At 60.8% G+C, this 14,105-nt stretch carries 10 protein-coding genes; 2 read left to right on the top strand and 8 right to left on the bottom strand.

Annotated elements, in window-relative coordinates:
• Positions 1–71: 71 nt before the first annotated feature.
• Both AC5P6A_RS07550 and AC5P6A_RS07545 read left to right on the top strand, forming a co-directional pair.
• Positions 72–1,706 (top strand): hypothetical protein, encoded by a 1,635-nt coding sequence (locus tag AC5P6A_RS07550; protein WP_346714738.1) that lies wholly within the window; start codon positions 72–74, stop codon positions 1,704–1,706.
• 315 nt (positions 1,707–2,021) lie between these two features.
• Positions 2,022–2,213, top strand: a complete 192-nt coding sequence (locus AC5P6A_RS07545) for a hypothetical protein (protein ID WP_346714737.1) — start codon at positions 2,022–2,024, stop codon at positions 2,211–2,213.
• A gap of 236 nt (positions 2,214–2,449) precedes the next feature.
• On the opposite strand, the gene AC5P6A_RS07540 is transcribed toward AC5P6A_RS07545, so the two are convergent.
• The 8 genes from AC5P6A_RS07540 to moeB form a co-directional block, all read right to left on the bottom strand.
• Positions 2,450–2,680: a hypothetical protein gene (locus AC5P6A_RS07540; RefSeq protein ID WP_346714736.1), complete on the bottom strand. Its 231-nt coding sequence runs from the start codon at positions 2,678–2,680 to the stop codon at positions 2,450–2,452.
• Between the two features lie 343 nt (positions 2,681–3,023).
• Positions 3,024–4,769 carry an ATP-binding protein gene (locus AC5P6A_RS07535; protein WP_495222269.1) on the bottom strand — a complete coding sequence of 582 codons (1,746 nt, stop codon included), beginning with the start codon at positions 4,767–4,769 and terminating at the stop codon, positions 3,024–3,026.
• Between the two features lies 1 nt (position 4,770).
• Positions 4,771–5,802 (bottom strand): SIR2 family protein, encoded by a 1,032-nt coding sequence (locus AC5P6A_RS07530; RefSeq protein ID WP_346714734.1) that lies wholly within the window; start codon positions 5,800–5,802, stop codon positions 4,771–4,773.
• Positions 5,803–6,044: 242 nt separating this feature from the next.
• Positions 6,045–7,610, bottom strand: a complete 1,566-nt coding sequence (gene guaA, locus AC5P6A_RS07525) for a glutamine-hydrolyzing GMP synthase (RefSeq protein WP_142234605.1) — start codon at positions 7,608–7,610, stop codon at positions 6,045–6,047.
• 103 nt (positions 7,611–7,713) lie between these two features.
• A complete protein-coding gene (guaB, locus tag AC5P6A_RS07520; protein WP_032958143.1) occupies positions 7,714–9,171 on the bottom strand; it encodes an IMP dehydrogenase in 1,458 nt (485 codons plus the stop codon).
• A 352-nt stretch (positions 9,172–9,523) separates the two neighbouring features.
• Positions 9,524–10,402, bottom strand: a complete 879-nt coding sequence (gene folD, locus AC5P6A_RS07515) for a bifunctional methylenetetrahydrofolate dehydrogenase/methenyltetrahydrofolate cyclohydrolase FolD (protein WP_069117134.1) — start codon at positions 10,400–10,402, stop codon at positions 9,524–9,526.
• Between the two features lie 220 nt (positions 10,403–10,622).
• Positions 10,623–12,455, bottom strand: a complete 1,833-nt coding sequence (locus AC5P6A_RS07510) for a monovalent cation:proton antiporter-2 (CPA2) family protein (RefSeq protein WP_346714733.1) — start codon at positions 12,453–12,455, stop codon at positions 10,623–10,625.
• Positions 12,456–12,760: 305 nt separating this feature from the next.
• The gene (gene moeB / locus AC5P6A_RS07505; protein WP_346714732.1) at positions 12,761–13,897 is read right to left on the bottom strand and encodes a molybdopterin-synthase adenylyltransferase MoeB; all 1,137 of its coding nucleotides are present in this window, start codon (positions 13,895–13,897) and stop codon (positions 12,761–12,763) included.
• Positions 13,898–14,105 lie beyond the last annotated feature (208 nt).

The raw sequence follows: 14,105 nt of genomic DNA, 5'->3' as shown, positions 1-14,105 counted from the left end.
GCGTCTCGGATACTGACAGGGCATCGTGTCAAGGTAGTTCCCCCTCTTTCGCCCGAACTAGTCCGTCGAACATGGCCACCCCGACAGAATCCGAACAACCTAATCTCCTATCCAAGAACGACCCTACGAATAATCCGCCGGGGCTTCCCTCATCCAAGGATTCCCCCAAGCGGAAGTGGTTGCGAAAACTGCACTGGCAAGCCTACTGGCTCCTGCCCAATCTGATCCCGGGTCCATATCGGTCGGATCGTGACTACGAACGCGAGCGCGACCGGAAGGAAAACGAACGCATCCGCGTGCCACTCGAGCTGGATCTCCGGGTAAACATGATCTGGGGCGTCGAACTCTATGGATCGGCGGAAGTAGAGGGCCTGTATAGCGGACTGGAAAAGCTTGGCTGGAAAGGCGTGGGTGCCTGGAACGAGAAGGACAGCGTGCTGAGGTGGGTCCGCGAGAGGCGGTCCTTTGGCGCAGAAGCCTGGTTGAACGTGGGGTTGGTGCTAGGAAAAGAGCGTCGCGGCAACGCCTCATTGATCCACAACTTCGCAACGCTGCCGCCGGGTGTGGAATCGTTGACGGTTCGTGTCCATCAGATCACCTCGTCCCTCACTGCGATGCTCGTGGGATTCGAGCTGGATGAGTCCTTGGCTCAGCGCTATGCGACAGAGCTCAACCGGGACCGCACGACCTACCGCCGGCGCAGCTTTCGGTCCCGCCGATCAATCGAATCCATAGGCCCAGAGAACCAGAAGCGCGAAGCCATCGAGCTAGCCCGGAGAGACCTTCGCCGCATGGTCGGGAACTGGTTTGGCCAGCACATTCCAGGCTTCTTCAGCGGACTGAATCGCCGCGAGAGGTTTCCAACAATGGAATTGCTGACGTCCCAGAACGGCTCAATTTTCCAAGAACCAGAGCATTCGCCAAACAACGAATTTCTTAGCTGGCGCTGGGCATTGGCCAATGTTTCTCGGCATGAAACATGGGCCTACAAGGACTTGCCTGGGCTTCAATTATCGATGGGAGGATTCAGGGCGGAAGAGGAAGGATTGCATATCCTGACTGCCTTGGATTTCGCGGCCTTCCCGGAGGAGAGGGTGAAGTTCTACGGCGGCAAGACCATGAATGCCGTTCTCTATATGTGCCACGAGGAACTTCAGGGATTTCTCATCCATGCATCGACGCTAGAATATCTGAAGGAGCAATTGCGCGACATCAACGTTACTCGCGAGAATTTAAAGAAGGCACGATCAGGTCGACGTAGCGTCAAGCGCTCGCTGCACGAGATCAGCCAATTCTTTGATCGAACACTGGGATCACCTGCAATCGCAAGGGACCTTGCTCGGAAGTCCAAGGATGTGGGTTGGTACAATCACAATTGCCCATCATTCACCACACCAGGCTGGAGGGATGGTGACAAGCCGCGAGAATTGACTGAGGAAATTCGAGGCGGAGTCAATTACCTGGCGAATCGGCTAACCGAGGAGGAGGTTTCGATACGTGAGCATTTCGAGCAAGTATCTGCAGTCCTCAGCGTTCGCGAGAGCATCAAGGCCCAACGCCGTATGGAATGGCTGACGGTGCTTGCACTGGTGGTAGCATTCGCTTCGCTGATGGTCGCCTTCCTACCACGGGTCAAGCTCGCCGGGGATCTCGACGCCTTCAGGAAAAACGTCGTCTCGGCAATCTGGCAGGCGAGGGAGGGATAGTTAAGAATCTGCAGGTTGATAATCCCAACGCCGCGCTGAATCAACCAAGTTCACCTTTGATACGAATCGATCTTAGGACGGCTAGGCCCGGCGCACGAGCCAGCAAATAGCCGACCCCAACGCTTGGCCCGGCGGCCGCACCAATATCCGCTTTGCGTCGATAGCGAGCTCTAGCATTATTAGTCACGTTGTCTGGCCCCGGCGCATGTGCGTTCGTCCAGAACCTGACATTCATATCACAGGGTGGCTGTGGGCAAGACCTAGGTGATTGATGAAAATCCTGGATGCATACAAAAATCAAATTGGTTAGTGGAGATGCCCGAACGCAAGCGCAATTACATCGCGGGTATCAGCAAAGCTAGCGCGATCAATCATTGCCACTTTTTTCCCAATGCCATTAAGCGAAGTTCCGACGATCACACCTTTCGTTCGGCCCACGTCTATCCAGTAGCGATCATGGAAATCTTCGCTGATGACGTCATCGATCCGCAGGGAGGGCGCTACTGAGCGGAAGATCCGATGCATCATGGGTCTAGCGGCAAGCCTCTTGCCATGAGTTATAAGTGTAACTCGCTGCAACCTGCTGCCTAGACATCTGACAATTTTCTCAAGAAGCCTCAGTGCCTCTGGCTTTTCATCGTAAAAGTATCCGTCAACAATGAGCAGGTGCTCAACACCATCCAACTTAGCCATGACCCCGATAACAATGTCTTCAATCTGGTCGAACGTGAAGCCAGGATGCGTCAACGCATCGCGGTAATGTGACCATGGAAGAGGGAGGACATGCCGTGCTCCACGATATGATCCCTAATGCTTTCACCCAGGGCATCCAAGGAGAGGCGGTAGACTAAAAAATCTCTACTCAGTTCACTCTCATTGAAGCGTCTAAAAAATACCCCGATGTCGGCTCCTTGGGAAAGACCCTTGATTCCGATAATTGATGCAGCACCACAAGAATTCTTGATTTTGTCCATGCGCGTTTTGCAATTTACAGATTGAGACCGCCCAATAGCAGGGCCATCAGCCGGGAGAGACTCCACTCTCTTTTGGCATCAGGAAATTTGCTTGGGACCCGTATTCTCGTGAAAATTCCGTAGGAATTTTCCATGCCGGTGCATTATGAGGGAGCTTCTCGTTATAGAAGCGCCGCCACACTCCATGACCTTGCCGGCAAGCTCACGCCGTTGTCCAACTTGATGCATGGGGACCGCCCTGTTGAGTGCCCAGCCGCACCACCGCTTCGGCCACATCGTCTGCGCGCAAGCAATGATCCAACGATCTCCAGGCACTCGTGCGTGACCGGACTTTGCAACTCAGTCACCCTTTTCGCATCTGGCTGCGCAACGATTCAACCGCATCCGCCAACAGCTCGACATCAGGCATATTCGCCCCCCATTCCTTCCAGAACTCCCGAGTCGCGCTGTCTGGCTTCACGTGGGGCTTATCAAGCCGTATGCGTGTTGGAAGAAGAACTGCATCCCCTAGCAGCAGCGCCTCGCCAATATCCAAAAGCGGGAGCATCGCAGTTAGTCCAACTAGGGAATCCGGCATAAGCCGCTTGATTACATTTTGATCACTCTCATTTGTCAATCTAAGAGCCAAGAAATTATTGCACTGAGAAAGTATCGTTCGACTCACATCAGATGGCCGCTGGCTAACAACCAACAACGAGAAGCCGTACTTCCGCCCTTCCTTCGCAATACGCTCGAACGACCACAATGCTTGACGCTGCACTGCATCAGCATCGTCTCTCACCGGCAGATAGAGATGTGCCTCATCACAGAGCAATGTAACCGGAGTGCGCGCCCCGGAACTCATCCAAAACTGCACATCGTAAAGCAAACGCGCAAGCGTACCGGTAACAACAGGAAGTACGTCGGGCGGAACTTCAGAGAAGTCAATTATCTTTATACCATTTCCCGAATCAGAACGTAGCAACCTGACCACCTGCCTCGCGAGCCAATCATAATCTTGCGCCTCAACAGGGGGCGCAAACATGAAGCCGTAGCGACGATCCTCAAGCTTTGACTCCAATCGAGAAATAAATCTTGTTAGCTTATCCTCCCAATCACCCTTGACCGGAGCCCCCCGAGCCCCCACCCCTTTGGCCGTGTTATCAGCCTTAAGCCGATTTACCAAATCAGACATCGCATAAGGAATCGGCGAATCCACTGTGAACGTTTCTTTGACTTTAGTTTTCCCCGACGCATCGAGCGTTTCGCCCTTCAACTCTCTAACGTGGAGCGTAAAGCGTGATGCTTGATTGGGAGCATTCTGATCGCTCCGATCAACGATCATCGATAGCATTTCATCGCGATTCAAGAGCCAATACGGCAAGAACAGAGCATCATCCTTGGGGGATGACAGGTCAGCAGGGCCCGCAATTCGATATCGCTGAGCAAATCCGCCGCCCGCCTTATCTGCCAACGGGGCATATTCGCCATGCATGTCAAACACGACAATGTTAGGAAATTTCAGCTTTGCTGCGCGCTCAAGAATTAGAGCTACAGCCCAGCTTTTTCCTGATCCGGTACTACCAAGAATCGCAGCATGGCGTTGAAAGAACTTGTCGCCACTAGCGATCGCTTCTGCACTACGATCTGCAACGAATACACCAAGCTTAAGTCTCTCATCATCTGACAACCCCGCCCCCAGAATCCCCATGAACCGCTGGAGATTGCCACCCTCTACAACGAAACAGTCTCTGTCAATTTGAGGGAAACTATCCGCCCCACGCTTGAATGTATCAGACCTATCACCATCAACCGTCCTGTAGGTGCCAATAACAAAGGCCTGCATGTAATCGGCTGGCGACACTGTCAGCTGCCCGAACTCACCTTCGGATGGATCCGGAAGATCCTCCCGAAGCGAGCGAGTAACTCGATCCGCCATTGCGATTAGATATTCTGACTGCGTCGCTCCTTTAATTGCAATGAGCTGACCAATTCCCACGCGCGTTAGCATTTGAGAATTAGTAACATCGATTGCAATCCTACTGGTATCTACACCAGCCACACGTCCAATTTGATCGACTTCCGAAAAATCCAGAGCAGACTTCTTCATGCTATAGAACTCCTTCCACAAATTCGCCGAGGTCCCAGTAGCTCACGCCGGGCATAAATTCCTCCACGCCATCAACTATAAAGCGCGTCCCGACATCATCACCTTCCCTGTGAAATTCAGCTGCAACAACGTTTCGATTTTTTAGAGCGATTTCTCGCGCCTTGGCGGAAAGCCCATGCGTAAGCACCAGAGTCTTTACGCCAGACTTTATTCGAGGCGTGAGATGCGTCTCCAAATGATCATCATTGAATCCATAGCCAACAATCAGGAAGGTTCGTGCATTGTCGATAGCTTCGTTTGCTTTTTCGCGATGCTTATCAAACGGGCTTTCATAGCCGCTCCTGAATTTATTTAACCCGGGCGTAATTATTAGGCGCGGCAATGGCAAAACACCAGAAAACCGAACTGGACGCCCCTCACGATGGTACCAATCAAGGCTCCCATGAGGCTTAAAAACATTAACCTTAGGAGCAAATTTGTACTTTACGCTTCTACCAATAAGCTTAACGTTTCTACAAAAACTCCAAATGCTGCTTTGAGGATCAAGGCGCGCGGCAACATGCCCTATGAACATGGTATCCACGCCCAAACCAGCCTCTTCGCAAGCAAGTTCCACCAACCGATCGTAGTTCGTCGTGACAATTGGAATTCCGGCATCAGGATTCAAGAGATGCGGGATCAATTTAGTCAACCTTAGTACTTTTGATTTGCTAAATACTTCAGCCACTATCCTCTCCTCGGCGAGCGCAATGAAATTGCCCGTACTCTGGACAATCGCCGCCTCGAGGGATGGCGTGGGAGCATATTTTAGCAACGCTGCTTCTAGCCCCTCTTTTTCTATGAGGGGTTGAATCTGGCCCCATAGATCTAGATCTTCGGGTGAGAGAGCAGCCGGAATACTCATAACGAGATGCTCGCCAAGCCCCCCCATTCCCGGCACCCCTTCTGCACAAGACAGGCCCGAGCCAACAACCATTACTAACCCATCGCCAAGAAGCTGCTGAAGCCGCCTCTTTAGCTCACTTAGCTCCATGTGCCCCCCCCTTCGCTTCCGATGTCATCTCATCATGGCTCAGCGAAGGTAGCATGTGAGGCGCGGCTTCAACAGCTTCTGCAAGCTGCGGCAATCGAAGGCGTTGCAAAAGCATGCCTCCACCTGCCTCTGATTACATGCTAGGGAGTGCAGCCTCCACATAGCACAAGGCCCGCAAGTTTGCGGGCCCTGACACGTATTCGACTAGAACAGATAAGAAGCAAACTGCTTCGGAAAACCGATCACTCCCACTCAATAGTAGCCGGCGGCTTCCCCGAGATGTCGTAAACAACCCTTGAAACCCCCCGCAACTCATTGATGATCCGATTGCTCACCGTCCCCAGGAACTCATACGGCAGATGCGCCCAATGGGCCGTCATGAAGTCGATCGTCTCCACGGCCCGCAGCGCAATCACCCACTCATAAGCACGCGCGTCGCCCACCACGCCCACCGACTTCACCGGCAGGAACACGGCAAACGCCTGGCTGGTCTTGTCGTACAGATCCGCCTTGCGCAGCTCATCAATGAAGATGGCATCGGCCTTGGCCAGCAGCTCGGCGTACTCGCGCTTCACTTCGCCCAGGATACGCACGCCCAGGCCCGGGCCCGGGAACGGATGGCGGTAGACCATGGTGCGAGGCAGGCCCAGCTCGACGCCCAGGCGGCGCACTTCGTCCTTGAACAGCTCGCGCAGCGGCTCCACCAGGCCCAGCTTCATGTGCTCCGGCAGGCCGCCCACGTTGTGGTGGCTCTTGATCACATGCGCCTTGCCGGTCTTGCTGCCGGCCGACTCGATCACGTCCGGGTAGATGGTGCCCTGCGCCAGCCACTTCGCGTTCTTCAGCTTGTTCGACTCTTCGTCGAAGATCTCAACGAACAGGTTGCCGATGATCTTGCGCTTGGCTTCCGGGTCGCTCACGCCTTCCAGCGCCTTGAAGTAACGGTCGGCGGCGTTCACGCGCACCACCTTCACGCCCATGTGCTCGGCGAACATCGCCATCACCTGGTCGCCTTCCTGCCAGCGCAGCAGGCCGGTATCCACGAACACACAGGTCAGCTTCTCGCCGATGGCCTTGTGCAGCAGCGCGGCCACAACGGACGAATCGACGCCACCGGACAGGCCCAGGATCACTTCGTCATCGCCCACCTGTTCGCGCACACGGGCGATCTGGTCGTCGATGATGTTGGCGGCGGTCCACAGGGTCTGGCAGCCGCACACATCCACCACGAAGCGGCGCAGCAGCGCCTGGCCCTGCAGGGTGTGGGTCACTTCCGGGTGGAACTGCACGCCGTACCAGCGCTTTTCTTCGTTGGCCATGGCGGCCACCGGAATGCGGTCGGTGGTGGCGGTGATGGTGAAGCCCGGCGGCGCAACGGAGACGTGGTCGCCGTGGCTCATCCAGACATTCAGCTTCGGCTCTCCGCCGTGGTCGCTCAGGCCCTTGAACAGCGCATCCGGGTTGATCACGTTCACTTCGGCGTGGCCGAACTCGCGCTGGTCAGCGGCTTCGGTGGCACCGCCCAGCTGCGCGGCCAGGGTCTGCATGCCGTAGCAGATGCCGAAGATCGGCAGGCCGCTGTCGAACACTTCCTGCGGCGCGGCCGGGGCACCCGGCAGCGTGGTCGATTCCGGGCCACCGGACAGGATGATGCCCTTGGCGCCAAACGCCGCGATCTCGGCCGGGTTGTGGTCCCACGCCCAGATTTCGCAGTAGACGCCCAGCTCGCGGATGCGGCGGGCGATCAGCTGCGTGTACTGTGCGCCGAAATCGAGGATGAGGATCTTGTCGTTATGGATGTTGGTCATGGCGCCCCGGCAATGCAGTAGGGAAAACGAAATCAGATTTACGGCGGCAGATGGAGAAAGAGGAACGGGAAGTGCTTCCCCGTTCCTCTTTGCTCGGCCCGCGTCAGGCGCGGTAGTTCGGCGGCTCTTTGGTGATGGTCACGTCGTGGACGTGGCTCTCACGCTGGCCGGCGCCGCTGATCTTCACGAACTTGGGCTTGCTGCGCATCTCGTCGATGGTGGCGCAGCCCACGTAGCCCATGGTGGCGCGCAGGCCGCCCATCAGCTGGTGGATGATGCCGCCCACCGGGCCGCGGTACGGCACGCGGCCTTCGATGCCTTCCGGCACCAGCTTGTCGGCGGTGGCGGCGTCCTGGAAGTAGCGGTCCTTCGACCCCTTCTCCATGGCAGCCAGCGAACCCATGCCGCGGTAGCTCTTGTACGAACGGCCCTGGTACAGCTCGGTCTCGCCCGGCGATTCCTCGGTACCGGCCAGCAGGCCACCGACCATGATGGTCGAGGCACCGGCGGCCAGCGCCTTGCCGATGTCGCCCGAGTAGCGGATGCCACCGTCGGCGATCAGCGGGATGCGGTCCTGCAGGGCTTCGGCCACCAGATCAATGGCGGTGACCTGCGGCACGCCGACGCCGGCGACGACGCGGGTGGTGCAGATCGAGCCCGGGCCGATGCCGACCTTCACTGCGTCCGCGCCGCTGTCCAGCAGCGCCAGTGCGGCTTCGCCGGTGCAGATGTTGCCACCGATGACCTGCACGTTCGGGAAGTTCTTCTTCACCCAGCTGACGCGGTCCAGCACGCCCTGCGAGTGGCCGTGCGCGGTATCGACCACGATCACGTCCACGCCGGCGGCGACCAGCGCTTCCACGCGGCGATCGGTATCGCCACCCACGCCGACGGCAGCGCCGACCAGCAGGCGGGTCGACAGATCCTTGGCAGCGTTCGGGAAGTCGGTGTTCTTCTGGATGTCCTTGACGGTGATCAGGCCACGCAGTTCGAACGAGTCATTGACCACCAGCACCTTCTCGATGCGGTTGCGGTGCAGCAGCTGCAGCACTTCGTCAGAGGCGGCGCCTTCCTTGACCGTGATCAGGCGATCCTTCTTGGTCATGATGTGGCGGACCGGATCGTCCAGCTCGGTTTCAAAGCGCATATCGCGGTGGGTCACGATGCCGGCCAGCTGGCCGTCGCTGCCCACCACCGGCACGCCGGAGATGTTGTGCGCCTGGGTCAGGGCCAGCACGTCGCGGATGGTGGTTTCCGGGCCGACGGTGATCGGGTCGCGGATGACACCGGCCTCGAACTTCTTGACCTTGGCCACTTCCGCGGCCTGCTGTTCCAGGCTGAGATTCTTGTGGATGATGCCCATGCCGCCGAGCTGGGCCATGGCGATGGCCAGGCGGGCTTCGGTGACGGTATCCATCGCGGCGGACAGGATCGGAAGCTTCAGCTTCAGGTCTCGGGTCAACCGCGTTTCGAGGTTGACGTCCTTGGGCAGGATGGTCGAGTGGGCGGGGACGAGCGAGACGTCGTCGTAAGTGAGTGCTTCAGCCTGGATGCGCAGCATCGGCATACCCGAGATGTGGGGAAGCGCGACATTTTACCCTGTTTTCGCGCCGCGTGGCAGGGGGTAGATGCGACGCAGTGTCGCGCGGGCGGCGATTGGTTCAGGGGGCGGTGAAACCTGCCTCGGTGGGTGCGGACCGTTGGTCCGCACTACCTTCATACACCTGTGCACCGGCATTGTGCCGACCAACGGTCGGCACCCACCTTGACCTTGAGAGGATCACCTGGGCCAGCCCTGGGGCATCTTTGGTAGGTGCGGACCGTTGGTCCGCACTACCCTTCAGACACCTGTGCCCCAGCATTGTGCCGACCAACGGTCGGCACCCACCAACAGCAGATAGCCCCAATTGGGGTCAGCTCAGCGCTTCCGCGGCTTCCAGGGTGTTCTGCATCAACGTGGCCACGGTCATCGGTCCCACGCCGCCCGGCACCGGGGTGATCCAGCTGGCCCGCTGGGCAGCCGCTTCAAACCCGACATCGCCCACCAGCCGGCCGTCGTCCAGCCGGTTGATACCGACGTCGATCACCACCGCGCCCGGCTTCACCCACTCGCCCGGCACGATGCCCGGGCGACCGACCGCCACCACCAGGATGTCGGCGTTGCGCACGGCCTGTTCCAGCACGTCCTTGGGGGTGAACTTGTGGCAGCTGGTCACGGTGCAGCCGGCGATCAGCAGCTCCAGGCCCATCGGGCGGCCGACGTGGTTGCTCACGCCCACGATGGTGGCGTTGCGGCCGCGCACCGGCTGGTCGGTGTGGCCCAGCAGCGTGGTGATGCCGCGCGGGGTGCACGGGCGCAGGCCGAACTCGCGCAGGGCCAGGTGGCCGACGTTTTCCGGGTGGAAGCCGTCCACGTCCTTGCGCGGGTCGATGCGCTGGATCAGCCGGCGCGCGTCGGGGATGCCCGGCAGCGGCAGCTGGATCAGGATGCCGTTGATCTTCGGATCGGCGTTGAGCTGGTCGATCAGCTCGAGCAGCTCGGCTTCGGTGGTCCCGGCCGGCAGATCGTAGTCATGCGCCTCGATGCCGACCTTCTCGGCGGCACGGCGCTTGTTGCGCACATACACGGTCGAGGCCGGGTCGCCACCGACGAGCACCACGGCCAGGCCCGGACGGCTGCCACCGGCGGCCACGCGGGCGTCGACGCGCACCTTCAGGCTGTCGAGCAGGTCCTCGGCGATACGGCGGCCATCAAGGATGCGGGCAGGATGCTGGGGGGCGGAATCGGTCATCGGAGGCAGGCGTGGGGCGGCGGGGACGCTATTGTCCCCGATTCAGGCCCCCTCGCCCACCGCCACGGCACCGACCCACCCGCCCTTGTAGAGCCGAGCATGGGCTCGGCTCTACAGCCGACCGGCCCGCCCTTGTAGAGCCGAGCCTACGCTCGGCTCACGCGCGCAGCGCGGCTTTATCGCAACCTGACCGAAGAGCAAGCCGAGCATGGGCTCGGCTCTACTCTTCCTCCTCCGGCACGTCCTGCGGGTTCAGCGTCTTGCTCTCGCGCTTCGGCGCGGTGAACGGCGTCGGCGTCGGCACGCCCTGGCCGGAGTTGCCGAACACCATCTTGGCGCCGGCATTCAAGCCACCACCGGCAATCTCCAGCTCGAAGCGCTCGGCATCGCGGCGACGGATCTGCTCGGCAATCTCCACCGCATCGTCTTCATCCGCACCCAGTTCCACCAGCGCGGCCTGGCCGAACAGCACCGCCGATTCAAACGTCTCGCGGATCTGGAAATCAACACCGGCATGGATCAACCGCAGCGAATGCTCGCGGTCGAACGAGCGCACCATCAGCTTGGCCTGCGGGAACTCGTGCGACACCAGCTCAACAATGCGATCAGCCGCCTCGGCCTTGTCCACGCACACCGCAATCGCACGCGCGGTGGCCGCGCCCGAGGCATGCAGCACGTCCAGTCGCGTACCGTCGCCGTAGTAGATCTTGAAACCGAACCGCGCGGCGCTCTGGATCATCTCCACATCGTTGTCGATGATGGTCACGTCCACATCGCGCGCCAGCAGCGACTGGCTGGCAACCTGGCCGAAGCGGCCGAAGCCGATCAGCAGCACGCTGCCGGACAGGCCCTCGGCCTCGTCCACGCCGTCCATGTTCACCGTCGGCTTCGGTGCGATGCGCTTGTAGACCAGCACCACCAGCGGGGTCAGCGCCATCGACAGCACCACCACGGCGGTGAAGTTGGCATTGATCTCCAGGTTGATCACGCCGGCCGATGCGGCGGCGGAGAACAGCACGAAGGCGAACTCGCCGCCCTGCGCCATCAGCACGCCCCGGTCCAGCGCCTGCGCGTGGTCGCTGCCCATGATGCGCGCGACCACGTAGATGCACAGCGCCTTGGCTGCCATCAGCGCCAGCACCAGGCCGAGGATCAGCTGCCAGTTGCCAGCCACCACGCCCAGGTCCAGCGCCATGCCCACGCTGAGGAAGAACAGGCCGAGCAGGATGCCGCGGAACGGCTCGATGTCCGCCTCGATCTGATGGCGGAAGGTCGACTCGCTCAGCAGCACGCCGGCCAGGAACGCGCCCATCGCCATTGACAGGCCCGACAGCTGCATCAGCAGCGCCGCACCTAGCACCACCAGCAGCGCGGCGGCAGTCATCACCTCGCGCGCCTTCGATTCGGCCAGCACGCGGAACAACGGGTTGAGCAGGAAGCGGCCGACCAGCACCAGGCCGACGATGGCACCGACGCCGATCGCCACCGACAGCCAGCGCGAACCCTCGCCGTCGGCACTGCCCGCGCTCGGCGCCATCCACGCCACAAGGGCCAGCAACGGCACGATCAGCAGGTCTTCGAAGAGCAGGATCGAAACGATCTTCTGCCCCGACGGCAGCGCGATGTCACCGCGCTCGGCCAGCAGCTGCATCACCACTGCGGTGGAGGTGAGCACGAAGCCGGTGGCACCGATGAAGGCCACCTGCCAGGGGAGGCCGAACAGCTTGGCGATGCTGGTCAGCACCAGCGCACAGGTGACGATCTGCAGCGTGCCCAGCCCGAAGATCTCCTTGCGCAGGCTCCACAGGTGCGAGGGCCTCATTTCCAGGCCGATCACGAACAGGAACATCACCACGCCGAGCTCGGCGGTATGCAGGATCGCCTGCGGGTCGGAGAACCAGCCCAGCCCGAACGGTCCGATCGCCAGGCCAGCGGCGAAGTACCCCAGCACCGAGCCCAGGCCGGCCCGGCGGAACAAAGGCACCATCACCACCGCCGCGCCCAACAGGGCCACGACCTTGACCAGCTCGCTGGTCGCTGCTTCTACCGCCATGCGGTGTGTTCCCCGAGATCCAGAATCGGGTTCAACAATAGAGCAATGCCGATGACGGCAATAGCACGCATGTTGCGCCGGATTGTCTTGGAGGTGGAACGATGATGGGCGCCCGCCCCGGCATCATCCCGAAACCGTTGCAAGTCGCTGTAGAGCCGAGCCCACGCTCGGCTGCTCTTCGTGCCGAGGCCAGAAGCAGCCGAGCATGGGCTCGGCTCTACAGTAGATCCACGCAATGCGTGGATGACGCACAGCCGCCGCGCCCCGGTAGATCCACGCCATGCGTGGATAACGCCCCGACGCGGTTACCCGCCCCGACAAAACGCGACGTAATCGATATACCCCGGGAACGGCATGCTCGGCGCGCACACCGGGCAGTGCGGGTCCGGCCGGACACCGGTCTCGCGGAAGCGCATGCCCAACGCGTCGAAGCGCAGCAGCCGCCCCACCAGCGGCTCGCCAATACCCAGCAGCAGCTTCAGCACTTCGGTGGCCTGCAGCACACCAGCCAACCCGGGCAGCACGCCCAGCACCCCGGCCTCGGAACAGTTCGGCGCGAACTCCGGCGGCGGCGGTTCCGGGAACAGGCAGCGATAGCACGGTGCCACGCCACGCTGGCGACCGGCATCAAACACGCTGACCTGGCCGTCGAAGCGCTCGATGGCGGCATACACCAGCGGCTTGGCGTGCTTGATGCAGGCGTCGTTGAGCAGGTAGCGCAGCGGGAAGTTGTCCGACCCATCCAGCACCACGTCCACGCCCTCCAGTAGTCGATCCACGTTCTCGGACGTGACCCGCTCGGGAACGGCCTCGACGTCGATCGACGGGTTCAACGCCAGCAGCCGCTCGCGCGCCGAATCGACCTTGAGCTGGCCGACGCTGGCCTCGGTGTGCACGATCTGCCGGTGCAGGTTGCTGCGCTCCACGCGGTCGTGGTCGGCGAGGCGTAGGTGCCCTACCCCAGCCGCTGCCAGGTAGAAACCAGCCGGTGCGCCCAGCCCGCCCGCGCCCAGTACCAGCACGCGCGCTTGCTGCAGCCGGCGCTGGCCGGCTTCGCCCACCTGCGGCAGCAGCAGGTGCCGCGAATAGCGATCAAAGAAATCACGGTCGGCGGCGCTGGCCAGCGGCTGCACCAGCGGCAGCGACTGCTCGCGCCAGGCCACGGTACCGCCGGTCACGGAAGCGACGTTTGTGTAGCCGGCCTCCAGCAGGAACTGCACGGCATCGGCCGAGCGCTTGCCGCTCTGGCAGATCAGCAGGATCTCCTGGTCGCGCCGCGGCAGATGCGCGGCCGGGTCGGCCTGCAGCTCGCCCTTGGCCACGCCGCGCGCGCCCTCGGCCATCCCGCCGGCCCGTTCATGCGCCTCGCGCACATCGATCAGCACCGCGCCATGGGCCAGGCGCTCACGTGCCTGCGCGGGGGAAAGCTCTTGGATGCTCATGGCGGCATTATCACGCACGTGGCGGCAGGCCGCGTTGACCAGAATCTGTAGAGCCGAGCCCATGCTCGGCTGGCGCGCGTAGCGCGCCTGCGGCAATGCGCGAAAAGCAGCCGAGCGCAGGCTCGGCTCTACAGGTCCACCGCAAGCCTACGGTAGCGCCAGCCCCGCGCCCGGGATCAGATCCCATTTCCCAACAACGAAAAAGGCG

Source organism: Stenotrophomonas sp. YJH_SMC_20 (assembly GCF_059367845.1).
This window is presented reverse-complemented; position numbering and strand designations above follow the sequence as displayed.

Bases quoted from the DNA above. Each gene is read 5' to 3' on its own strand.
- moeB (WP_346714732.1), bottom strand. From the start codon at position 13,897: ATGAGCATCCAAGAGCTTTCCCCCGCGCAGGCACGTGAGCGCCTGGCC.
- AC5P6A_RS07545 (WP_346714737.1), top strand. From the start codon at position 2,022: ATGCCCGAACGCAAGCGCAATTACATCGCGGGTATCAGCAAAGCTAGC.
- AC5P6A_RS07535 (WP_495222269.1), bottom strand. From the start codon at position 4,769: ATGAAGAAGTCTGCTCTGGATTTTTCGGAAGTCGATCAAATTGGACGT.
- AC5P6A_RS07530 (WP_346714734.1), bottom strand. From the start codon at position 5,802: ATGGAGCTAAGTGAGCTAAAGAGGCGGCTTCAGCAGCTTCTTGGCGAT.
- AC5P6A_RS07510 (WP_346714733.1), bottom strand. From the start codon at position 12,455: ATGGCGGTAGAAGCAGCGACCAGCGAGCTGGTCAAGGTCGTGGCCCTG.
- guaA (WP_142234605.1), bottom strand. From the start codon at position 7,610: ATGACCAACATCCATAACGACAAGATCCTCATCCTCGATTTCGGCGCA.
- guaB (WP_032958143.1), bottom strand. From the start codon at position 9,171: ATGCTGCGCATCCAGGCTGAAGCACTCACTTACGACGACGTCTCGCTC.
- AC5P6A_RS07550 (WP_346714738.1), top strand. From the start codon at position 72: ATGGCCACCCCGACAGAATCCGAACAACCTAATCTCCTATCCAAGAAC.
- folD (WP_069117134.1), bottom strand. From the start codon at position 10,402: ATGACCGATTCCGCCCCCCAGCATCCTGCCCGCATCCTTGATGGCCGC.
- AC5P6A_RS07540 (WP_346714736.1), bottom strand. From the start codon at position 2,680: ATGGACAAAATCAAGAATTCTTGTGGTGCTGCATCAATTATCGGAATC.